This is a genomic window from Tenacibaculum xiamenense, assembly GCF_964513065.1.
Taxonomy (GTDB): domain Bacteria; phylum Bacteroidota; class Bacteroidia; order Flavobacteriales; family Flavobacteriaceae; genus Polaribacter; species Polaribacter xiamenense.
Map to the genome: position 1 here is coordinate 130303 of NZ_CAZEQU010000039.1, position 23302 is coordinate 153604.

Consider the following 23302-nt stretch of genomic DNA (forward strand, 5'->3'; position numbering starts at 1 on the left):
CTTAAAATTTTATGTTTACACCCATAGTAACTGTTCTACTTCTTGGATAAGAAAATCTTTCAAATCCTCTAATCAATGGGTTATTTGAACTTACCTCTGGATCGAATCCTGAGTAGTTAGTGAAAGTGAGTAAATTATTGGCAGAAACAAATAGTCTTACTCCTTGGATTTGCACATCTTCAAAGAACTTTTCGGGAAAGTTGTATGAAAGATTAACTGTCTTTAGTCTTAAAAAAGAAGCATCTTCTACAAAGTAACTTGAAGGTACGGCAGCTACATTTCCAAATGCTGGAGCAATATTTGAGGCATTCTCTGGTGTCCATGCATTTTCATAAAAGTCTCTTGTAATATTCATATAAGGCTGAAGACCATTGGTACGTAATTTAGCAGCGTTGAAAACATCATTACCATAGCTCCATTGAAAGAAGAATGATAAATCGAAGTTTTTAAACGATAAACTATTGTTAATACCCCCAACATGCTTAGGGTTAGAATTACCAATAATAGTCCTATCATTCGCTTCATCAATAACTCCGTCTCCGTTTAAATCTTTATATCTAATGGTTCCTGGAGTACCTCCTTCAGTATTTCCTTCTTGATGAATTCCGTCGAAAACGAAACCGTACATTATACCTATCGGTTGTCCAACAATAACTCTACCTGGGTTTGTAATCCAACCACCAGAAACGATAGTTGGTATGAATTCAGTATTTCCTAAATCTTTTACGGTGTTTCTATTGGTGCTTATATTAAAGTCAGTTCTCCATGTAAAGTTTGGTGTTTTAATATTAACAGTACTCAAACTAAGTTCATAACCTTCATTTTCAACTGAACCGAGGTTGCGCCATTGTGAGTTAAAACCAGACTGAGCAGGTACAGGTGCATCAATTAAAAGGTCTTCGGTTAATTTTTTGTAATAATCGAAAGTAACTCTTACGCGATCATTAAATAAAGCTAAATCCAAACCAGCATCAAATTGAGTGGTGGTTTCCCATTTTAAATCAGGATTTCCAGCAGATACAGGAGATAAACCGAAATCTAATCCGTCATTACTTGCATAGAAGGTGTTGTCGAGTCTCGATGCAAAAGTAAAAGGCGGTATTCTCTCATTACCCGTTTGTCCGTAGCTCAAACGTAGTTTCAATTCATTAATTTCTTTGATGTCCTTTAAGAAATTTTCTCTGTGTGCTCTCCAAGCAAAGGCACCTCCTGAGAAATATCCCCATCTATTATTTTCTCCAAATTTATCAGAACCATCAGCTCTGAAATTAAATGTGAATAAGTATTTTTCATTAAGCCTATAATTCAAACGAGAGAAATATGACATTCTCTTAGAGATGATTCGGTCTGATCCATAATCTTTAAAAACCTGACCAATACTGATATCATTTACACCTAATTCTTGATTCTCAAAATTGGTGATATCGTTGAAAAAACCTTCTCTGTTGTATTTAAAGAACTCAAGTCCCCCAAGTAAATTTAAACTGTGATGATTGTTAAATTTCTTGTTATAGGTAAGAGTGTTTGAAAAGTTATAGGAGTAAGTGTCAATTTGTCTTAAAAGAGCACGTCCATTCCATCGATTACCAAACCTACTAGCTGAGGTATGAAATTCTTGAAGTTTCGACCCAGATACGCTTGTTCCAAGAGTTGATCTAAGTTGTAGCCCTTTAGTTATTTTATATTCTCCATATAATGACCCAATAGTTCTATTAAAACGAAGTTTCTTTTCTCCTTGATGAATTAGTGCCAATGGAGACAAAAAATCATTACTGGCTAATTCATTTTCCGATAAATCTTGAAGTTCCCATGGATTTGCGATTACTAAATACTGAACAACACCATTGAATTCATCGCCACCACCGCCGCTATTGGCAACACCATTAGATTCTGTAAAGGCCGTACTAAGATTAAACCCAAATTTTAAATTTTTGCTTTGTCTATGAGTAGCTTTAAGACTAATATTATATTTGCTATAGTTGTTTTCAATAATAACCCCTTCTTGTTCTAAAAATCCTACGGTTGTAGAATAACTGGTTTTTCCCGTACCTCCGGTAGCCGATATAAAATGGTTGTTAATTAAACCTGTTCTAAGGGCCTCATCTTGCCAATTATGACTAGGAATATTGGTGAAATCTCTTGGAGTACCGTCCTCTAAATTCGTAAAGCTATTTCCAGGGTTTCTTAGTTCTCTGTAAATAAGGTACTCTTCGGGAGTGATTACATCGATCTTTTTTGTTGGTGTTGCAAAACCTACAGAACTTGTATAATCAAAGGTTAGTTTTCCTTTTTGTCCACCTTTAGTTGTAATCAAAATAACCCCATTTGCGCCTCTTGAACCGTAGATTGCTGTAGCAGAAGCATCCTTTAAAACTTCAATAGATTCAATATCTTGAGGGTTAATTGTTGCCAACGGATCAAAATTAGCAACAGCTCCAACACCTGAACTAGCCACTTCATTTGGTTCGATATCAATTTGAACACCATCGATAACGAATAGAGGTGAGCCTGAACCATAAATAGAATTAGAGCCTCTAATATTAAAACTTACTTGAGCTCCTGGTTCTCCTGATTGAGAGGTAATATTAACCCCAGCAATTCTTCCTTGAATGGCATCAAATAAATTGGGGGTTTTCGATTTTTTGATTAAAACATCTTTAACAGAACTGACTGAGCCAGTAACATCGCCTTTTTTAACGGTACCATAGCCAACTACAACAATCTCATTAAGTCGATTAGCATTTTCTTTAAGAGTGATATTAATTACTTTTTGACCAGTGTATTTGACTTCCCGAGTCTTCATTCCAACATAACTGAAAACAACGGTGGCTTTATCAAGATTGTTAGATACTTTAAAATTATAGTTTCCGTCAAAATCTGTACTGGTACCAATGCTGGTGTTTTTTATAAGTACAGTAACACCAGGCAATCCGTTACCTTCTGTGTCTTTAACTTTCCCCTTTATACTTTTTTGAGCACTCAGGTTTTGCAGTGAGAAAATAGTTAGTATGATGAAAATAAAATTAGTTTTGAGCATGTGATTAATGTTTAAAAAAGGTTAAAACGATGAGTAATTCTTTCGGCATTTTCCGAAGTATTGTTTAAGAATACTTCGACTCTCCAGTTCATGATTACCTATCTTTAGAAGACACGTCTTCAAAAGCACTTCGTTTTGAAACTTTTATGTTAGTTGTTTTCTTATCAATTAAAATACTTCCTTTTCTTCCATCTAATCTTTGGTATGTATTACCTTGAATTATAGCGTTGTTACAGTTAATAATCCGAACGTTTTCAATATGAGGAAAGATTGGTTTGTAGGTATTGGTTTGAATTATTTTATTATTTTCAAATACCAATTCATCAACAGACATAGCAAGTAAAATTGAACTATCAAATGTTTTAATGGTGTTGTTTCTGATAGTTATTTTTCTGCTATACTTTCCTTCAAAATCATCTTTATCTCTATATTGAGGGTCTATTAAAAAAATTGATTGTGGTCTATTTCCTCCATAAACTGAATCCTCAATTAAATTGTCTTCAATAAGTAAATCATCACAAGGTCCAGATTCATTCCATAGGCCTAAATCTCCTGTAATTCTGAATGCAGCCATTTGAGACGACAAATGGTTTTTTCTGACCACTACTTTTCTTGGGGTAGATATCAGAAAACTACGAGCTCTATTATTTCTTACAATATTATTTTCCAATACTGCTGCAGCATGCCATGAAATATTCTCAACTCCGTCATATATATTTACTTTGTTCGTAATAGGTTTGTTAAAAGTGATATAGGATATTTTTTCGTTAACCCTTTCCACTTTTTTTAGAATCATCGGTTGTGTTGTAGGTAGTAAGTTTTTTTGATCGATAACCTGAACCATATCGCCTTCTTCACCAAACAAATAACCATTTTGATGTGGGTGATATGTTTCTATCGCTAATGTGTAGTCGTCAATTATTTTATTTACTCTGACATAAGTACCATGAATATTCGTGGCATCGTCGAGCATATTCTCGAAAATACAATTTTTTATTGTAACCGTTCCTTTTACATTACAAAAATGAGTTGCATCTGCTGTGGTGGTAATCATACGTTTAGAACCTTTTTTAAGAACAACATTAAAGCTGTCTAACGTTATGTTTTCTGACCTTTCAGCAATAAGCCCCATAGCCCCAGCATGATGTACATTGACATTTTTGAATTCAAGATCTTTTGATTTAAATACTCTAAATGCAGGACTGGTTCTATTCTGTAAATATTCTCCTTTCGATACCATCACAGAACCAATGGGAGGGAGCTTTTTCATCTTAGTCGAAATTCTAATTAATCCTTTCTCTAATTCTTTAGCTTTAATTCCAATCTCTGGCATACTATACTGTTTTGTATTGTATAATGGAGCCATTGTTTTAGGGTCCCAAAAAATATTTTGACCTACTTCAAGATTGTAATGTTCCCACGTGGCAAAACGTTTACCATAACGTTGTTCATATGGTGAATCTTCTCTTTCTAAAGAAAGATATAAACGATTGTATTTAACTGCATATGGTGTTTCTACTTTTATATCGAAAGTTTTACTTTTTGCATCGCTTGCAACTACCAAGCCTTCAATAACAAAAGGAACTTTCCAATCGATACTTAAATTTGTAATGGTTACATTTTTCGATTCTTCAATTATAAAAGGGATCATTTTTCCATGAAAAATAAAGTCCGATCCATTTCCGTCAATAATAAAGTCATTGAAATCAATTATAGGAAAAGCTGTTCTTTTTAGCCCATTATCATTATTTGTAATTTCACAGTATTTCTCTGGAGCAAAAGTTGGGTAGAAATGATAAGTACCTTTTGGAAATATTAATTTACTAACTCCTTCTTCCTTGCATTTCTTTAAAGCCTTTACTACAATAGGAGTAACATCTTTATACTTTTGAATATCAAGCTCTTTTAGGTTTAACGTTTTTTGACTATAACTGTTAAATCCGATGATCCAGAAAAATGATATTAATAAAGTTCTTAATAAGTATCGCATAAATCTACTATTTTACTATTTGAGATTAACATTGAAACTAGAATTGATAGCAGCAATCGTTTTTTATTAGAAAGTTGTTTTTGTGAATGGTTATTTTCGATTTGTAGTAAACTAAGAGTAAGGTTTGGGTTTTAATAACTATCCTTTATTTCTAATAAAAATCACATGATATCTTGATAATGCATTTGTGATATGTCATGTGCTATATTTTAGTCATGGTCAAAATTATAGAAAACAATTCCCTACCATATTTTGTGATGTAACAATATTCTTTAACCATGTAACAATGAGTGATTTATGTCTGTTTTTTGCTGTTTTAATTCTTTTTATTTAGTTACATTAGTTCTGGATTTGAATTTAAACACGATATATTTTGAATAGATCATTAACTTTTTTTGGGGTATTTGTAATGCTAACCATAAATCTTTTAGGGCAGCAATTACAATTCAATTCATTAACTGTTAATGATGGTTTATCTCAGAACGATGTGAGTTGTGTTATGCACGACTCAGAGGGATTTATTTGGATTGGAACTTATGATGGGTTAAATCGTTTTGATGGATATGATATCCAAAGTTTTTTTCATGACAATAAAATTGAAGCTAGTTTATCAAGTAATAGAATAAAGTGTTTACTTGAAGAAGATAAAAAACGAATTTGGATTGGAACTGATGGATATGGTTTGAATTATTACGACCTAGAAACTGGTCGTATTACAAGAGTAACAACCCCAAACAATTATAAAATTATCAATGATATCAAAAAGAATAAGAAAGGTGATATTATTGTAGCAACAAATCATGGTTTACTAAAGGTTGTAAAGAAAGGGGACGCTTTTTCAGTAGAAGTATTGCAGTCTGCTTTAACTGGTTTTAAAGTTAGGTGTTTTGAAATTCTAAAAAATGGCGACGAAGTTTATATAACCGATAAAGGTATTTGGGTAAGTAGAAATGATAAATACGAATTGATTGAACGTTCTAATTCGATAAACTTTTTTGCAATAGTTGAAACTTCTAAAGGAGATGTTTGGCTAGGTGGAGGTGTTGGTCTTTTTCAATTGGTAAATGATAAACTGATTTCGCAACGTGATAAATTGAGAGGCAGAATACGTTCGATTGTAAAGGGGATTAATAACGACTTATGGATTTCAACTTTTGATAAAGGTCTTTTTCATCTTGATTTAAAAGAAGGCAAAGCCTTAAAAGAAGAATTGGAAAATGATTTTTCAAAACATGTTTTTTTAGATAAGTCGAATACTTTATGGGTTGCAGGAAGAAATGGACTCCTATATTCAAACTTAAATAGTAAAAACTTTAGAACACTTTCAATTCATAGAAAAGGACTTGTAAGAACTCTTTTAGCTACAAAAGAAAAAGTATATTATGGATTGAGAACTGATCGATTTTATACATATTCTTTTAAAAGGAAAATTAATGAGCCTATAGAAATTAGAAGAGATGCAAAGCCACTTCGTGTTGATACATTATACGGTAAAATCCATTTAGCAACCACAAAAGGATTGTATAGAAAACGAAGTGAGGATAGCGATGAGTTTGATTTAGTCCCGATTTTTAACGGAGCAGCAGACAATAACCTTTTAATTACGAGTTTTTGTAAAGATGCTTTTGGAAATCAGTTCTTTGGAAGTTTTAGAGGGTTGATTATTAAAAATAAAAGTTATACGAATTGGGTACATGAACAATTCCAGAATTTAAGAACACTTCGAAATGTACGTGTATTTTCCCTAAAGGCTGATTACTTTAAAAAATGTCTTTGGGTGGGAACCATTGCAAGTGGTCTTTTCAAAATAAATTTTGATGATACAGGGAATATTATTTCCGCTGAACATTATAGCGAGAAAATATCTGGTTCTTATCATATTCCGAACAATTCAATATGGTCCTTTTATCAAGAAAAAGACGGGGCATTATATATTGGAACTGGTACAGGATTAATACATAAAAAATTAGATGAAAATCAATTTAAACTTGTCGATGCTCAAGAAATTCAGAATAAAAAGATTATGGGAATTATTAAAGATGATTCCTCGAATTTATGGTTAACCAATTCTCAAGGAATTATTAAGTATTCTCTTATTAATGGAGAAACCCAAAAGTTCAACCATTTTGATGGACTCTTAACAAATACTTTTACCGAAGCAGTTTCTAAAAATGAAAATGGAGAATTGTTTTTTGGAAGTATTGAAGGAATAAATTCTATTAAACCAGATGAAATGGAGTACAATCCTTTTCCATCGAAAATAGCTTTTACTAATTTAATAGTTAACAACGCAAAAATAGGGGTAAACCAAAATTTTGAAGGCTCTGAACTATTGAATAAAAGATTAAACAGAGTTAGCGATCTTACTTTTAATTACAAACAAAATGATTTTTCAATTGAGTTTACAAGCACCAATTATGCTAATGTAAACGTTAATAAATACCGATATAAATTAGATAATTATGATAATAATTGGCAGATTGTAAACAATGATAAGAGGTATGCCAGTTACTCGAATTTGGAAAGTGGAAATTATCAATTACTTGTTGAGGCAACCAATCCTGATGGTCAATGGTCAAATGAGATAAGAACATTAAATATTAATGTTGAACCAGCACCTTGGAGAACTTGGTGGGCTTATTTGTTATACTTTTTAGCATTTTCAGGACTCTTAACTACGTTTATCTATTTCTGGATGAATAAACAAAAACTTAGAAATCAAATGCAACTTTCTCAGTTTAAAAGTGAGCAAGAAAAGGAGATAAATGAAATGAAGTTAACCTTCTTTACCGATGTTGCTCATGAGTTTAAAACACCATTATCTTTGGTTATTGGTCCGTTAAATGACCTTATAGAAGGGAAGGTTACCGAAGAGCATAAAGAGTTTTGCTTCAATATTGTATCAAGAAACACAAACCGAATGATGAATTTGGTAAACCAGCTTCTTGATTTTAGAAAAGTAAATTCAGGGGTTAATATTTTAAAAGTATCAAGAAACGATATCAGTTCTTTTGTAAGAGAAGTTTCGAAGTCATTTGCTTGGCAGGCTAAGAATTCAGGAATTCGATTTAATGTGATAGCCCCAGATAGTTATTTCTGCCATTTTGATAAAGATATTGTTGAGAAAGCATTATATAATTTGTTGTCAAATGCTTTTAAGTATACACCAAATAGAGGTATTGTAGAAATAGAAGTTAAACTCACTTGGAAACAGGAACTTGAGTATTTGGTTATTTTAATTAAAGATAGTGGAAAAGGGATTTCTCAATTAGATAAAAAGAAAATTTTTGAAAGACATTTTCATGGAAAAGATCGATTTTCTTCTGGAATAGGACTTCATTTAGTGGCAACATTAATTGAAGCTCATAAAGGAACAATAAACGTTTTTGATAGCTCTATTGGAGGAACAGAATTTATGATTTCTTTGCCAGTATCGTCCAAAGTTTTTTCTGAAGAAGAGTTTTTAACAAAAGAAGATATTCCTGATAATTTAACTTATGATTATTCTCCTGGAGAAATCCCGCATATTAGAGAAGAAGAAGATGATTCAGGGAAAGAAAAGGTATTATTAGTTGAAGATGATTATGATTTAAGAAAATACTTACATAATGTACTAATTCAGGATTATATTGTATTTGAGGCGGTTAATGGTAATGAAGGCTTAAAAATTGCTTTAAATGAAATTCCAGATATTATTATAACGGATGTTATGATGCCAGAACTAGATGGTATTGAAATGTGTAGGGAGATTAAGAAAAACAATTTAATATCTCATATTCCAGTATTAATGCTAACAGCTAAAACAGGTACAGAATTTTATAATGAAGGTTTGGAGGCTGGTGCATGGGATTATATTGCTAAACCATTTAATAGTTCTCAATTACGAAAGAAAATAGATAATATTATTGAAACTAGAAATAGTTTTAGAAAGCATTTAGCAAAAGGAACAACCAGTATAATTAAAGATCATTATGTTTCTTTTGATCAAAAGTTTGTGACAAACGCAATAAAAATAATCAAAGAAAAAATGCCTGAACCTAGTTTTTCTGTAAAAGAATTGTCAGAAGAATTAGGACTAAGTAGAATGCAATTGCATAGAAAATTAAAGTCTTTAACAGGCTTGAATACTACCGCTTTTATGAATTCCATACGGATGGAAAAAGCGATTGTCATGTTTGATGGTGGATGTGACCGTGTTCAAGAAGCAATGGATGCTATTGGAATTAATAGCTATGCACATTTTAATACTTTATTCAAAAAAGAAAAGAATGTTACCCCAAGTAAGTACATAGAACAGGTAAAACAAATGAAGCGGTAGGAATTCAAAAACATTCAATCAAAAACATTTAAAAATGAGAAAATATTTCATAACACTAATCATATTAGTGGCTTTTTCGTGCAATTCAACGAAAAATAAACCAAAGGTAGATACAGTAAAACATAGAGAAAAACCAAACATAATTGTTTTCTATGTTGACGATCTTGGGTATGGAGATTTAAGTTCTTATGGAGCAGTTGGTGTTGAAACTCCAAACGTAGATAAATTAGTAAAAGGAGGAATAAAATATACTGATGCACATAGCTCAGCAGCAACTTGTACACCTTCAAGATATTCACTTTTAACGGGGAATTATGCCTTTAGAAATAAGGCTGCAATCTTACCTGGTGATGCACCTTTAATTATAAATCCTTCAACTCCAACATTGCCTAAAATGCTTAAGAAAGCGGGATATAATACAGCTGTTGTCGGAAAGTGGCATTTAGGATTAGGAAATGGAGTTGTTGATTGGAATACTGAAGTAAAGCCAGGACCTTTAGAAATAGGTTTTGATTATAGCTTTTTATTACCAGCTACAGGTGATAGAACTCCAACGGTATATTTGGAAAATCATGAAGTTGCCGGGTTGGATAATTCGGACCCATTGTTAGTTAACTATAAAGAGGCTTTTGAAGGAGAGCCAACTGGTATTAATAATCCTGAAATGTTAAGGCAAAAAGCAGATAAACAACATAGTCAAGCCATAACAAACGGAATAAGTCGCATTGGGTATCAAAAAGGTGGTAAAAATGCTATGTGGGTTGATGAGGAATTTCCTGATGTTTTTACTGGAAAGGCAATCGACTATATCAGAAAAAATAAAGAAAATCCTTTTTTCTTATTCTTTTCATTTCATGACATCCATGTTCCAAGATTACCAAATAGTAGATTTTCGGGAATGTCGACTATGGGACTTAGAGGCGATGCCATTGTTCAAATGGACTGGATGACGGGTGCTATTATTAATGAATTGGAACAGTTAGGAATTGATAAGAATACTCTTGTAATTTTTACGAGTGATAATGGTCCTATTTTAGATGATGGCTATGAAGATTTGGCAGAGGAGAAATTAGGGAGTCATAAGCCTGCGGGTCCGTTCAGAGGAGCAAAGTATAGTGCTTATGAAGCGGGTACTAGAGTTCCAATGGTTGTTTATTGGCCTTCTAAGGTAAAACCAGGAGAAAGTAAGGCTTTAATCTCTCAAATAGATTTTTATGCTTCTTTCGCTAACTATTTAAATGTAACCTTAGATAAGGACGAGGCAATTGACAGCTATGATGTTATGAGCTCGTTAATGAATGCAAAAGAAAAAGCTAGAAAAATACTTTTAGAAGAGTCTTTTACTTTATCAATTCGAGAAGATAATTACAAATATATAAAGCCTATTACGGCTAAAAAATTACCTAAATGGCTTCAGAATAAAAACGTTGAAACAGGACTGGTTGAAGAAGTTCAGTTGTATGATTTATCATCAGATATTGAAGAGAGAGAAAACATTGCAGAAGCGAATATCATATTAGTAGAAAAATTAGAGAAAAAGATAGATAGTATAGTAAATATTAACTAGCAATATATAGGGGATGAATAATATGACAAGCAAGGGGGCTGTTTGTGAAGAACTAGAAGGAATAGCGTTTTTTGCATTAAAAAATAAAAACAATGTTTCTGTAAAGATCACAAATTATGGCTTGCGCATACTAGCTTTAAGTGTGCCAGATAGAAACGGGGATTTTGATAATGTTGTGCTTGGATTTAACGGAATGGAAGATTATTTAACAGAATCGGGACAATATTTTGGGTGCATTATTGGACAATACGCGAACAGAATTAAAAATGGAAGGTTTAATCTAAATGGAAAGTTAATTCAATTGGATCAAAATGAAAAAGAAAATCATTTGCATGGTGGTCTTCATGGATATCATAATGTCGTCTGGGAAGCGAAGGTTGTATCTGATAGTAAGTTGAAGTTTCAATACATATTTGAAGAAAGTAAAACAGGTTATCCTGGAAACACCACTGTTGAGGTATTGTATGAACTAACAGAAAATAACGAGTTTATTATTACCTATGAGGCAATAGCTACTGAAGATACGATTATAAGTTTAACCAATCATTCTTATTTCAATTTAAAAGGAGAAGGAAATGGAACAATCGAAGATCATTTGGTGACAATAAATGCCAATTATTACCTCTCTATTGATGAACATTATATTCCAAATAAAATTCAACGAGTAGAGAATTTACCATTGGATTTGAGGAACTCAAGAGAATTAAATGATTCTTTAGTATCTAAATTTTCACAAATTTCTTTGGCTAACGGAATTGATCATTGTTATGTTTTAAAAAAAACACTTAATGACGAACTTAATTATGCCGCAAAGGTTGAAGATACAGCTAGTGGAAGAATAATGAAAGTTTATACAACCGAACCAGGAGTTCAACTGTATACTGGGAATTTTTTGGATGGCACCTTATTTGGAAAATCTAATAAACCCTATCATAAATATGCAGGTTTGTGTTTAGAAACACAGCAGTTTCCGAACGCACCAAATGAAAAGGAATTTCCAAGCCCAGTGTTAAAAGCAAATAAAAAGTACACTTCTACAACAGTCTATCAATTTTTAGTTAATAATCAATTAAAACCATTAAAAAAATGAATACAGGTTTTCAATTTTTAGATTATGTTATTTTTATCGCTTACGCTATCATAATTTTGGGTATTGGACTCTGGGTATCTAGAGATAAAAAAGGAGAGCAAAAAAATGCAGAAGATTACTTTTTAGCTAGTAAATCACTTCCTTGGTGGGCTATTGGGGCTTCACTTATTGCTGCAAATATTTCGGCCGAACAATTTATAGGTATGTCAGGTTCAGGCTTTGCCTCAGGTTTAGCGATAGCATCTTATGAATGGATGGCGGCACTTACTTTAATCATTGTAGGAAAATACTTCTTACCTATATTTATTGAAAAGAATATTTATACAATCCCAGAGTTTGTGGAAAAACGATTTTCTTCAAACCTAAAAACAATCTTAGCTGTTTTTTGGATAGCTTTATATGTTTTTGTAAATCTGGCCTCAGTACTTTATTTGGGGGCTTTGGCTTTAGAAACAATTATGGGAGTGCCTCTTATTTATGGAGTGATAGGGCTTTCTGTCTTTGCAGCTGCTTATTCTTTGTATGGAGGCTTGTCTGCGGTAGCTTGGACAGATGTGATTCAAGTTGTGTTTTTGGTGTTTGGAGGTTTAGTAACTACCTATTTAGCTTTAGACTATGTTTCGGCAGGAGATGGATTTCTTTCAGGATTAAAAGCAGTTTATAATGCAGTACCCGAAAGGTTTGAAATGATTTTGGATAAATCGAACCCAGAATATAATAACCTACCAGGTATCGCGGTCCTTGTTGGAGGTATGTGGGTAGCCAATTTATATTATTGGGGTTTTAATCAATACATTATTCAAAGAACTTTAGCGGCTAAATCTCTTAAAGAAGCGCAAAAGGGTATTTTGTTTGCAGCTTTTTTGAAGTTACTAATTCCGTTAATTGTAGTGATTCCTGGAATAGCTGCATTTGTAATGATTAATGATCCAGAGATTATGAAAAACCTAGGAGATTTTGCACATCAAAATATTCCTTCATTACAATCAGCTGATAAAACTTATCCTTGGTTGTTACAGTTTTTGCCTGTTGGTTTAAAAGGGGTAGCTTTTGCCGCGCTTACAGCCGCAATTGTAAGTTCTTTGGCTTCAATGCTAAATTCTACATCTACAATATTTACGATGGATATCTACAAGGAGTATATTAACAAAAATGCAACTGATAAGCAAACTGTAAATACAGGACGAATTTCTGCGGCTGTAGCTCTAGTTATTGCCTGTATAATGGCGCCCTTGTTAGGTAGTTTAGATCAGGCATTTCAATTTATTCAAGAATATACTGGAGTGGTAAGCCCAGGAATTTTGGCTGTCTTTTTACTTGGACTATTTTGGAAAAAAGCAACGAATAAATCGGCAATTATTGGGGTTATTGCTTCAATTCCAATTGCAATGTATTTTAAAGTTGCTCCAAAAGGATGGTCAAATTCGAAAGTTTTTATTGATATTCCATTTATGGATCAAATGGGTTACACGCTTTTGTTAACAATGCTAGTTATTGTTTTCGTAAGTTATATACAACATAAAGGAAAGAATGATAAAAAAGGAATAGAAATAACAAAGGAACTATTTAAAACCTCCCCAATTTTCAATATTGGAGCCTTTGCCATCATGTTAATATTAACCGCACTATATGCTTTATTCTGGTAATTAAATCGATAAAAATGGAACAAGCTTTAATCAATAAAATAAAAAACAATTTTGTATCTGAGTTTTCTCAAGAGCCTTTAATGGTGTTTTCTTCAGGAAGAATAAACTTAATAGGAGAGCATGTCGATTATAATGATGGTTTTGTATTTCCTGCAGCAATAGATAAGGGGATAGCGCTTGCAATTCAAAAAGCAAATGGAAATAAATCCACTGTAATAGCTAGTGATTTTGAAGAGTCATTTCAATTTGAAATTGATAAAATTCATGTAATTGATGGAGGTGGATGGCGTAATTATTTAATAGGAGTAATTAAAGAATTACAAAAGAAAGGGAAAAGATTAGATAATATTAATGTAGCCTTTAGTGGAAATGTTCCAGCGGGGGCGGGGCTGTCTTCTTCGGCGGCTTTAGAAAATGCTATAGTTTTTGGGTTAAACGAGTTGTTTGGCTTACAATTAACTAAAAAGGAAATGATTTTAATATCGCAAAAGGCAGAGCATGATTATGTTGGGGTTAAATGTGGAATTATGGATCAGTTTGCAAGTATGTATGGCGAAAAGAATCATTTCTTGTTATTAGATTGTCGGACGCTAGAATATGAGACCTATTCTATAGAGCTTGAAGATTATGAATTGGTTCTTATTAATTCTAATGTTCAGCATAACCTTTCTGAAAGTACCTATAACAAACGTCGAGCTCTGTGTGAAGAAACGGCGAAGATGTTTCAAATAGAAAGTTTAAGAGATCTTACTAAAAAAGAATTATGGCAGCGACGAGAAGAGTTTTCACAGGAAGAGTACAAAATGGTTCTTTATGTTATTGAAGAAATTGAAAGAACCACTTTAGCAGCCAAAGCTCTAGAAGAGAAGGACATTAAAAAGCTAGGGCTTCTTCTATACGAAACTCATAATGGGTTATCGAAACAATATAAAGTGAGTTGTGAAGAGCTAGATTTTTTAGTTGATTTTGCGAGAAATTCAAAAAGAGTTGTAGGGTCCAGAATGATGGGAGGTGGATTTGGAGGTTGTACCATTAATTTGGTTGAAAAAGAGTTTGTACAGCAGTTTATAGAACTAACATCTAGTTCTTTTCAGGAAAAATTTGGGTTCGAATGTACTCCTATTTCGGTAGAGCTTTCGGAAGGAACTCACGTTATTAATAATTAACTATGAATTTTCAAGAATATTCACATAAGAGATATAATATACTCACGAGAGAGTGGGTTTTAGTGTCTCCTCATAGATCAAAAAGACCTTGGCAGGGGCAAGAAGAGGAGGTTGTAAAAGAGAAAAGATCTAAACATGATCCGAATTGCTATTTGTGTGCTGGTAATACAAGAGCTAATGGGGAAGTAAACCCGAAGTATGAGCAAGTTTTTATTTTTAATAATGATTTCGCGGCTTTACAAGAGAATGTTGAAGATGCTACTTTGAACGATGGTTTGTTGAGAGCCGAAACGGAAAAGGGAATTTGCAAGGTAATTTGTTTTAGTCCCGATCATTCTAAGAGTTTGGCTGAAATGAGCCCAGATGAAATTTCATATGTAGTTAAGGCTTGGAAGAAAGAATACCAAGAGCTAGGGGCAAAAGAGTTTATTAACTATGTTCAAATCTTTGAAAATAAGGGAGCGGTGATGGGATGTAGTAATCCACACCCACATGGTCAAATATGGAGTCAATCTACGCTACCAAATGAAGTACTGAAAAAAGATGCATCACAGAAAGAATATTTTCAATCTATGAAGAGATCTTTATTACTTGATTATATGAACCAAGAGGTCCGTATTGGAGAAAGAATAGTATATGAGAATGATGCATTTTTAGTATTTGTTCCGTTTTGGGCTATATGGCCTTATGAAACTATGATTGCTCCTAAAGAGCACTTTCAAAGTATTGATTTGTTGAATCGAGGACAAGAATTTTTGTTTGCTGATGCTATTTCTAAGATTACTCGTGCTTATGATAACGTATTTGAAACTTCATTTCCTTATTCAGCTGGAATACATCAGGCACCAACAAATAGAGAAGATTATACACATTGGCATTTTCATATGAGTTTTTATCCGCCTTTATTGAGAAGTGCTTCGGTAAAAAAATTTATGGTAGGATATGAAATGTTTGGAAGTCCACAAAGAGATATTACGCCAGAGCAGGCGGTTGATAGATTAAAAGCTTTAATTTGAATAAACGAAAAAAGTAAAAAAAGAGATATTTATGAGTAGAGGCAAAGTTATTGTTACAGGAGGATGCGGATATATTGGATCTCATACAACTGTTGAATTGATTAATAATGAATTCGAGGTGGTTATTTTTGATGATTTGTCTAATTCTAAAGAGTTTATTATTGATAGGATTTATCAAATAACAGGAGTAAAACCCATTTTTGAAAAGGTGGACTTATCTAATCCGATTGAAGCTGATATGGTTTATAAGAAGCATTCTGATGCTCATTCAATTATTAATTTTGCGGCATTTAAGGCGGTAGGAGAATCCGTAGAGAAACCAATAATGTATTACAAAAACAATTTATATACTCTTATTAACTCTATAGAAGCACAAAAAAAATATGAAATAAAAAACTTTATATTTTCTTCTTCGGCTACTGTATACGGAAACCCAGATATACTGCCTATAACTGAGAAATTTCAAACAAAAAGAGCCTTTTCACCATATGGGAATGGCAAAAAAATAGCAGAGGAAATCTTAGAGGATTTTAACAAAGCGTTTTCAAATTTTAAAACTATTTCCTTAAGATATTTTAATCCAATAGGGGCTCACGAATCTGGACTTATAGGTGAATTACCCAACGGAGTGCCCAATAACTTACTTCCTTATGTAACACAATGTGCGGCAGGAGTTTTAAAAGAATTACAGGTTTTTGGAGATGATTATAATACAAAAGATGGAACACCTATTAGAGATTATATTCATGTAGTTGATTTGGCAAAAGCCCATGTGAAAGCTCTTGAAAGAATGATATTAGATAATATGGAGGATAACTATGAGGTATATAATTTAGGAACAGGAAAGGGGGTTACGGTGATGGATGTAATAAATACTTTTGAAATGGTTACGAATAAAAAAATAAATTATAAAATTACTCATAGGCGGAAAGGAGATGTGCAAGCTTTGTATGCTTCTTCAGAAAAAGCAAAAAATAATCTAGATTGGGAGGCTCAACTAAGTTTAAAAGACATGATTGAGACTTCTTGGAATTGGGAGAAATCTTACCGATGTATTTAGAAAAAAGTTAATTGTTAAGAATTAACCATATTGTTTTGAAAAAATTATGAGAGTGATTTCACTTTTAATTATTTAAAAAATATTTAGCTCTTTAGTGAATTATTGAAAAATAAATAAAACGCTAACTAAATAAAACATAATATTTTGCGCTAAATAATGAGAATTAGGAATGCTAGACTTGCTAAAGTTTTGAAAAGCAAAACATTAAAGAATAATTAAAAATGGGCTAATTTTAGTAAGATTAAGAAAAAATCACTAACTTTTCGCCGTTACTTTGTGAAGATACGGGTAACGATTTAATTTTTTAGGGGAAAAAAGAAAGCCAGCGAAAGCTGGCTTTTGTTTTATGCTCTTACTGGTTGATTTTGAATTAAATCAATGTAGAGGTTAATTTGTTTCTTTAAATTCTTTCTTTCGTAGATAGCATCTAAAAAACCGTGTTCTAATAAAAACTCAGAACGTTGGAACCCTTCAGGAAGATCTTTCCCTGTAGTGTCTTTTACTACACGAGGTCCAGCAAAACCAATTAATGCATTTGGTTCAGCAATGTTGATATCACCTAACATGGCGAATGATGCTGTTGTTCCACCCGTAGTCGGATCAGTACATAATGAAATATAAGGTACTTTTGCATCTGCTAACTGAGCAAGTTTAGCTGAGGTCTTTACTAACTGCATTAATGATAAAGAAGCTTCCATCATTCTGGCTCCACCAGATTTTGAAATCATTAGGAAAGGAATGTTATGTTTGATTGAATAATCAATTGCTCTTGCAATTTTTTCTCCAACAACACTTCCCATAGATCCTCCAATAAAAGAGAAATCCATTGCAGCAACTACTAAATCTCTTCCTAAAGATTTACCTACAGCAGTTCTAACAGCATCTTTTAATCCTGTTTTCTTCTGAGCAGCCTTTAATCTATCTGGGTACTTAACCGTATCCTCAAACTTTAAAGGGTCTTTAGCTGATAACTTAGCGTCTAATTCAGTAAACTTATTGTCGTCAAAAAACAACTCAAAGTACTCTTTACTACCTATACGTACATGGTAACCATCTTCTGGGCTTACATATAAGTTTTTCTTTAGTTCGTCAGTATCTATTATTTTTCCACTAGGGGTTTTATACCATAACCCTTTAGGAGTGTCTTTTTTTTCTTCAGTTGGAGTATGTATTCCTTTGTCTTTACGTTTAAACCAAGCCATAATAATTAGTCTTTAGTTATTTGTTAATAGTATTTGACAAGTTTAACAAAAGTTAAGTTTGTCACGCACTTTTCTGATGCAAATATCTAAAAAAAATATTATGATAAAGTATTTACGTTGTTTAAATCCTCAAAAGCTTTCTTTAATCGAGCTTTAAAAGTAAGTTCTCCTTCACGTACCCACTTTCTTGGATCGTAGTATTTTTTGTTAGGCACATCCTCTCCATCAGGGTTTCCGATTTGCGACTGTAGGTAATCAGTTTTTTCAGCCATATAATCGCGAATTCCCTCAGTAAAAGCATATTGTAAATCGGTATCGATGTTCATTTTAATTACACCATAACCAATAGATTCACGAATTTCTTCTAATGTTGAACCAGATCCTCCGTGGAATACAAAGTCGATTGTATTACTTGGAACGTTGTATTTTTCAGAAATATATTCTTGAGAATTTTTTAAGATTTTTGGAGTTAATTTAACGTTTCCAGGCTTATATACGCCGTGAACATTTCCAAATGCAGCAGCAATTGTAAATTGATCACTAACTTTCATTAACTCTTCGTAAGCGTAAGCAACTTCTTCTGGTTGAGTGTATAGTTTTGAAACATCAACATCACTGTTATCAACACCGTCTTCTTCACCTCCTGTGATTCCTAATTCAATTTCCAAAGTCATTCCCATTTTACTCATACGAGCTAGGTATTCTTTACAAATTTCAATATTTTCTTCTAATGGCTCTTCACTTAAATCAATCATGTGAGAGCTATATAAAGATTTACCAGTTTCAGCAAAATGCTTTTCACTAGCTTCTAATAAACCGTCAATCCAAGGAAGTAATTTTTTAGCAGCATGATCGGTGTGTAATATTACTGGTACACCATAAGCTTCAGCTAATAAGTGAATGTGCTTTGCTCCTGCAACAGCACCTGCGATAGCTGATTTTTGATCTTCATTAGAAAGACCTTTCCCTGCATTAAATTGAGCTCCTCCGTTTGAAAACTGAATAATCACCGGTGAGTTTAATTCTTTAGCAGTTTCCAAAACTGCGTTTATAGTATTTGAACCTACAACGTTTACTGCAGGTAACGCAAAGCTTTTTTCTTTAGCTAATTTGAAAATTTCTTGAACTTCTTTACCAGTGGCAACTCCAGCTTTAATCATTGTATTGTGTTTTAGTTTATGTCAATTATTAATAGACAAATCTACACTTTTTTCAGAAAGTAAAGTGGTTTTTTTACTACAACGTTTTTGTTAGAACGGATAGTTTATACCGATGTTTAATACGGAACTTTTAAAGTTGAAATTGCTAAACCAGCGATCAGCACGAGATTGATATGGTTCATGCATTTTAAAGCCTAAGTCTAATCTGGCAATAAGAAACTTAAAGTCATATCTAATACCGAAACCACCACCTACGGCAATATCTGTAATTGATTTTAAGCTATCAAATTTGGCATCAGTATCAATGAATTCTGATCCCGTAATGTCCCATATATTCCCGCTATCTACGAAAAGAGCCCCTTTGAGCGATCCAATTAGATCAAAACGATATTCTAAACTGCTAATAAATTTTAAGCTTCCAATATTGTACTCTAAAGCTGGTGGTCTTGTTCCTGGTCCGAGTGCATAAGTTCTCCAAGCTCTGATATCATTAGAACCTCCTGCGAAATAACTTCTTGAAAATGGAATGTCGGAATTATTGTAGGTAAAAATAGCCCCTAAGAAAGTTCTATGAGCTAAAACAGAATTCCCTCCTAAACTCCAGTATTTTTTATACTCAATATCTGTTTTAAAATATTGAGCAATTGGAATTTTGAACAAGGTTTTTTGATTATTGTCATTTGTTGTACTCGAAAGTAATCCCATAACATTTCCTGAATTGGCAACACGAATTCTAAAAAATGAAAAATCTTGGTCTTTAACATTCTTTTGGTTGTTGTAAGTGAAGCTATAAGCTATTTCAGGAATCAAGAAATCGGAAGTAACAATGTTTAAACGTTCTCTAATATTCAATGCAACCACATAATCAAGAGGATTAGATTCAGCGAATGAACTACTATTAATAATATTTTCTAATTTACCTCTTATTGCGCTATAATTACTTGCATTATTGTCAGGTAAATTATCCGTACTAGGAAATTCTGTATAAATTTCTTTTAATTTCGAATATTCTGATCTATAAATGGTGAAGTAGTTATTTACATTTAAATTTCGAATGTATTGTGCATTCAACAACTCCAATTGAATTGTTTTTGTAGCATCAAATTTCCATTTATAATCAACTCCAACATTAAGATTTTGTCTATCAAGCCCAATGTTCTTTTGAATATTAATACCTCCATAAAATTTTGTTTTAGGAAACATTCTTTTAGGAACAAATTTATGCAAGCCGAATGGAGCAACAAATCGAGGAATTTCTAGAGATATATCTCCACCTAATTCCCAACCAGGTCCGTTATTAGAATTAAAGTAGGCTCCATGGGCTGAAACTTTGAAAATTTCTGCACCCTTAAATGTGTTTCTGTTTGTAAGTGAAAACCTACCAGAAATATCGAAATTACGAATGTTTGATCTAGATAGTTCCGTATCGAAACCAAGAGTATATTTCTCTGTTGGAGTTAGAAAAATATTGGCTTCTAATTCATGATCATTCAATTCTCTAAACCTAATTGACGTAGACTTAAAGTTTTTAAGTCCTCTTAAATGAGTTCTAGTTAAAGTTCGAAGAGTGTCGCTATAAATAGTATTTGGTCTAATAAATAATGATTGCGATAAATACTTAGGATTATATTTCAGTTTATCAAAAGCATAAAACTTAACTCCTTTATAAGAGGAGGTATCTTTTATAGCATTGTCCTTTTTGCTGTATGTGTAATCGGTAAAGACATTAATGTTTTTTATTGTTTGAACTTTGTATGGCTTGGAAATATACTTTCCACTAGATTCAACAACTCTATCTGCAATAACCAATTCAACATTGGTTTTATATGAAGTAGTATCTTCAACATAAAAATCGATGCTCTCGTTTTTGTCAAAATGGTAAATACCGTTATTTCTAAACAATTTTGTAAGTCTATTGGCCTCATTAATAAAAGCCACATCTTTATATTGTTGGTTTGATTTAAGGAAGCTTTTTTCTTTACTTAGTTTATATATAGAATCTAAAACTGGCGATTTAATATCTTTAGTAATGGTATCAAGAAAGAGTGGTTGTCCTTTTTCAATATAATAGGTTAGACCTCCTTTTTTCAATGAAATTGAATCTTTTGTAGCCTTAATTTTTGCTTTAAAATAACCTTCATTTTGATAATGAGTCTTTAAATTTCTAAGGCTAATATTCGTTTTCTTATCATTAATTACCACAGGAGCTTGTCCGCTATTTAAAAACCAGTTATTTAACCCGATAGCCGATTTGGCCACAGCAATGCTCTGTTTTTCTGAAAAAACATTTTTAAAAAAATTATAAGTTTTAGGATGCTTTACTCCCCAAGTAGCTGGTGTTTTTGGACCTTCTGGATTTCCTAAGTTATAAAAATATAAAGCCAAAGGAAGTCCAAATGTTGTCTGGTTTGGGCGTTGAATTAATAACTCACTTAACTCTTCTTTCGAAGTTTTTACACTATCAACATAAATAGTGTTTTTAACTAAAAGTTGTTGGTTCTCTTTTACGTATTTTATAGTACTGCAACCTCCTAATGTAATAATCAGTAATAAATAAAAAGAGAGTTTTTTCATTAACTTTGCGTCCAGAATTTAATAATCAAAAATACTATTTTTTTGAGGGTTAAAGTGTTAAATATTATTTAATGAGTTTATCGAAAAACAATATTAAACTGATAACTAGTTTACAACAAAAAAAGTATAGACAAAAGTATAAATTATTTGTTGCTGAAGGAATAAAAGTGGTAAAAGAGTTATTAGCTTCTAATTTAATAGTAAATCAAGTGTTTTGCACAGATGATTCTTTAATATTTGAAGAAGCTGGTGCAGTAACTCAAATTTCAGAAAATGAGCTCAAAAAAATAAGCAGTTTAAAAACACCGAATAAAGTACTTGCTCTTTTTGAAATTCCTGAAAGTGATTTGAAGGTAACTAATGATTTTACAGTTGCTTTAGATGGAATTAATGACCCTGGGAATCTAGGAACCATTATTCGATTATGCGACTGGTTCGGAGTTCAGCATTTAGTTTGTTCAAAAAATACAGTAGATTGCTATAATTCTAAAGTGGTACAAGCAACAATGGGGTCGTTAACAAGGGTAAGTATTTGTTATACGGATTTGCCGGAATTTTTAGAAAACTCGAAGTTACCAAAATATACTGCCGATATGAGTGGCGAAAACGTATACAGTTCTGATTTGCCTCAAAAGGCTATTTTGGTAATGGGAAATGAGGCAAACGGTATTTCAAAAGAAATAGATTCAATTATTAAAAATCAATTGACGATTCCTCGATTTGGAAATATACAAGCAACCGAAAGCTTAAATGTTGCTACAGCAACAGCAATTTTGTTAAGCGAGTTTAAAAGAAGGTAAATAAGTTAATTTAGGATATTAAAAAACAAGCTTTAAAACAACCCATTTATTTGAGCATCGATCCTGTCAATAATAGCACCAAGATCTTCTCTATTTTCTACGAAATCTAAATCGTCTACGTCAATGATTAATAGTTTTCCTTTGTTGTAGGTTGAAATCCAAGCTTCATATCTTTCATTTAATCTACTTAAATAATCGATACTAATTGAATTTTCATATTCTCTACCACGTTTATGGATTTGTCCAACTAAAGTAGAAATATCAGCGCGCAGGTAGATTAACAAATCTGGTGGCGTAACTAGGTTTTCCATTAACTCAAATAAAGAACTATAGTTACTATAATCTCTATTTGTCATCAAGCCCATAGCATGTAAGTTTGGTGCAAAAATATGAGCATCTTCATAAATGGTTCTATCTTGAATAACCTTTTTGCCAGTTTTTCTAAGCTCTAAGATTTGTCGGAAACGACTGTTTAAAAAGTAAACTTGTAAATTAAAAGACCAGCGTTCCATTTCAGCATAAAAATCATCTAAATACGGATTTTCATCAACAGATTCAAAATGAGGTTCCCAATTGTAGTGTTTCGCTAGTAATTTTGTTAATGTTGTTTTTCCGGCGCCAATATTACCGGCAATAGCTACATGCATAATTTACAAATTTCGTTACGTAAAATTAC

At 32.4% G+C, this 23302-nt stretch carries 14 protein-coding genes; 8 read left to right on the forward strand and 6 right to left on the reverse strand.

Going from position 1 to position 23302, the window contains the following annotated elements:
• Position 1: 1 nt before the first annotated feature.
• Together ACKTTV_RS18335 and ACKTTV_RS18340 are read right to left on the reverse strand one after the other, a co-directional pair.
• Positions 2-3037: a SusC/RagA family TonB-linked outer membrane protein gene (locus tag ACKTTV_RS18335; protein WP_408032331.1), complete on the reverse strand. Its 3036-nt coding sequence runs from the start codon at positions 3035-3037 to the stop codon at positions 2-4.
• A 94-nt stretch (positions 3038-3131) separates the two neighbouring features.
• Positions 3132-5027 (reverse strand): alpha-1,3-galactosidase-related protein, encoded by a 1896-nt coding sequence (locus tag ACKTTV_RS18340; RefSeq protein ID WP_408032332.1) that lies wholly within the window; start codon positions 5025-5027, stop codon positions 3132-3134.
• A 373-nt stretch (positions 5028-5400) separates the two neighbouring features.
• Between ACKTTV_RS18340 and ACKTTV_RS18345 the strand changes: the two genes are divergently transcribed.
• From ACKTTV_RS18345 to galE, 7 genes are read left to right on the forward strand one after another with little or no spacing between them, the layout of a single operon-like run.
• Positions 5401-9345 (forward strand): hybrid sensor histidine kinase/response regulator transcription factor, encoded by a 3945-nt coding sequence (locus ACKTTV_RS18345; protein ID WP_408032333.1) that lies wholly within the window; start codon positions 5401-5403, stop codon positions 9343-9345.
• A 34-nt stretch (positions 9346-9379) separates the two neighbouring features.
• On the forward strand, positions 9380-10912 hold the full coding sequence (locus tag ACKTTV_RS18350; protein WP_408032334.1) for a sulfatase family protein: 1533 nt from the start codon (positions 9380-9382) through the stop codon (positions 10910-10912).
• A gap of 13 nt (positions 10913-10925) precedes the next feature.
• A complete protein-coding gene (locus ACKTTV_RS18355; RefSeq protein ID WP_408032335.1) occupies positions 10926-12002 on the forward strand; it encodes an aldose epimerase family protein in 1077 nt (358 codons plus the stop codon).
• Positions 11999-13648: a sodium/sugar symporter gene (locus tag ACKTTV_RS18360; RefSeq protein ID WP_408032336.1), complete on the forward strand. Its 1650-nt coding sequence runs from the start codon at positions 11999-12001 to the stop codon at positions 13646-13648. Before ACKTTV_RS18355 ends, ACKTTV_RS18360 begins: the two co-directional genes overlap by 4 nt.
• Before the next feature lie 14 nt (positions 13649-13662).
• Complete coding sequence (gene galK / locus ACKTTV_RS18365; protein WP_408032337.1) at positions 13663-14814, forward strand: galactokinase; 1152 nt, start codon at positions 13663-13665, stop codon at positions 14812-14814.
• A 2-nt stretch (positions 14815-14816) separates the two neighbouring features.
• Positions 14817-15830: a UDP-glucose--hexose-1-phosphate uridylyltransferase gene (locus ACKTTV_RS18370; protein WP_408032338.1), complete on the forward strand. Its 1014-nt coding sequence runs from the start codon at positions 14817-14819 to the stop codon at positions 15828-15830.
• A gap of 31 nt (positions 15831-15861) precedes the next feature.
• Entirely contained in the window at positions 15862-16890 is a 1029-nt protein-coding gene (gene galE, locus ACKTTV_RS18375) for a UDP-glucose 4-epimerase GalE (RefSeq protein WP_408032339.1), read from the forward strand.
• Between the two features lie 344 nt (positions 16891-17234).
• Here the strand turns inward: galE and accD are convergent, their stop codons facing one another.
• The 3 genes from accD to tamL all read right to left on the reverse strand — a co-directional run bounded on the left by accD (position 17235) and on the right by tamL (position 21826).
• Positions 17235-18092 carry an acetyl-CoA carboxylase, carboxyltransferase subunit beta gene (gene accD / locus ACKTTV_RS18380; protein ID WP_408032340.1) on the reverse strand — a complete coding sequence of 286 codons (858 nt, stop codon included), beginning with the start codon at positions 18090-18092 and terminating at the stop codon, positions 17235-17237.
• A gap of 98 nt (positions 18093-18190) precedes the next feature.
• Positions 18191-19252, reverse strand: coding sequence for a class II fructose-bisphosphate aldolase (fbaA, locus tag ACKTTV_RS18385; protein ID WP_408032341.1), 1062 nt, complete (start codon positions 19250-19252; stop codon positions 18191-18193).
• A gap of 90 nt (positions 19253-19342) precedes the next feature.
• Positions 19343-21826, reverse strand: a complete 2484-nt coding sequence (gene tamL, locus ACKTTV_RS18390; RefSeq protein ID WP_408032342.1) for a translocation and assembly module lipoprotein TamL — start codon at positions 21824-21826, stop codon at positions 19343-19345.
• Between the two features lie 71 nt (positions 21827-21897).
• Here tamL and ACKTTV_RS18395 point away from each other — a divergent pair, with 71 nt between their 5' ends.
• Positions 21898-22626 (forward strand): TrmH family RNA methyltransferase, encoded by a 729-nt coding sequence (locus tag ACKTTV_RS18395; protein WP_408032343.1) that lies wholly within the window; start codon positions 21898-21900, stop codon positions 22624-22626.
• Between the two features lie 32 nt (positions 22627-22658).
• Here the strand turns inward: ACKTTV_RS18395 and ACKTTV_RS18400 are convergent, their stop codons facing one another.
• On the reverse strand, positions 22659-23273 hold the full coding sequence (locus ACKTTV_RS18400) for a deoxynucleoside kinase (RefSeq protein ID WP_408032344.1): 615 nt from the start codon (positions 23271-23273) through the stop codon (positions 22659-22661).
• Positions 23274-23302: the final 29 nt, after the last annotated feature.

Excerpts from the sequence above, each read along its gene's own strand:
- tamL (WP_408032342.1), bottom strand. The coding sequence starts at position 21,826 with ATGAAAAAACTCTCTTTTTATTTATTACTGATTATTACATTAGGAGGT.
- ACKTTV_RS18395 (WP_408032343.1), top strand. The coding sequence starts at position 21,898 with ATGAGTTTATCGAAAAACAATATTAAACTGATAACTAGTTTACAACAA.
- ACKTTV_RS18350 (WP_408032334.1), top strand. The coding sequence starts at position 9,380 with ATGAGAAAATATTTCATAACACTAATCATATTAGTGGCTTTTTCGTGC.
- ACKTTV_RS18370 (WP_408032338.1), top strand. The coding sequence starts at position 14,817 with ATGAATTTTCAAGAATATTCACATAAGAGATATAATATACTCACGAGA.
- galE (WP_408032339.1), top strand. The coding sequence starts at position 15,862 with ATGAGTAGAGGCAAAGTTATTGTTACAGGAGGATGCGGATATATTGGA.
- ACKTTV_RS18335 (WP_408032331.1), bottom strand. The coding sequence starts at position 3,037 with ATGCTCAAAACTAATTTTATTTTCATCATACTAACTATTTTCTCACTG.
- accD (WP_408032340.1), bottom strand. The coding sequence starts at position 18,092 with ATGGCTTGGTTTAAACGTAAAGACAAAGGAATACATACTCCAACTGAA.
- ACKTTV_RS18340 (WP_408032332.1), bottom strand. The coding sequence starts at position 5,027 with ATGCGATACTTATTAAGAACTTTATTAATATCATTTTTCTGGATCATC.
- ACKTTV_RS18355 (WP_408032335.1), top strand. The coding sequence starts at position 10,926 with ATGAATAATATGACAAGCAAGGGGGCTGTTTGTGAAGAACTAGAAGGA.
- galK (WP_408032337.1), top strand. The coding sequence starts at position 13,663 with ATGGAACAAGCTTTAATCAATAAAATAAAAAACAATTTTGTATCTGAG.
- fbaA (WP_408032341.1), bottom strand. The coding sequence starts at position 19,252 with ATGATTAAAGCTGGAGTTGCCACTGGTAAAGAAGTTCAAGAAATTTTC.
- ACKTTV_RS18360 (WP_408032336.1), top strand. The coding sequence starts at position 11,999 with ATGAATACAGGTTTTCAATTTTTAGATTATGTTATTTTTATCGCTTAC.
- ACKTTV_RS18400 (WP_408032344.1), bottom strand. The coding sequence starts at position 23,273 with ATGCATGTAGCTATTGCCGGTAATATTGGCGCCGGAAAAACAACATTA.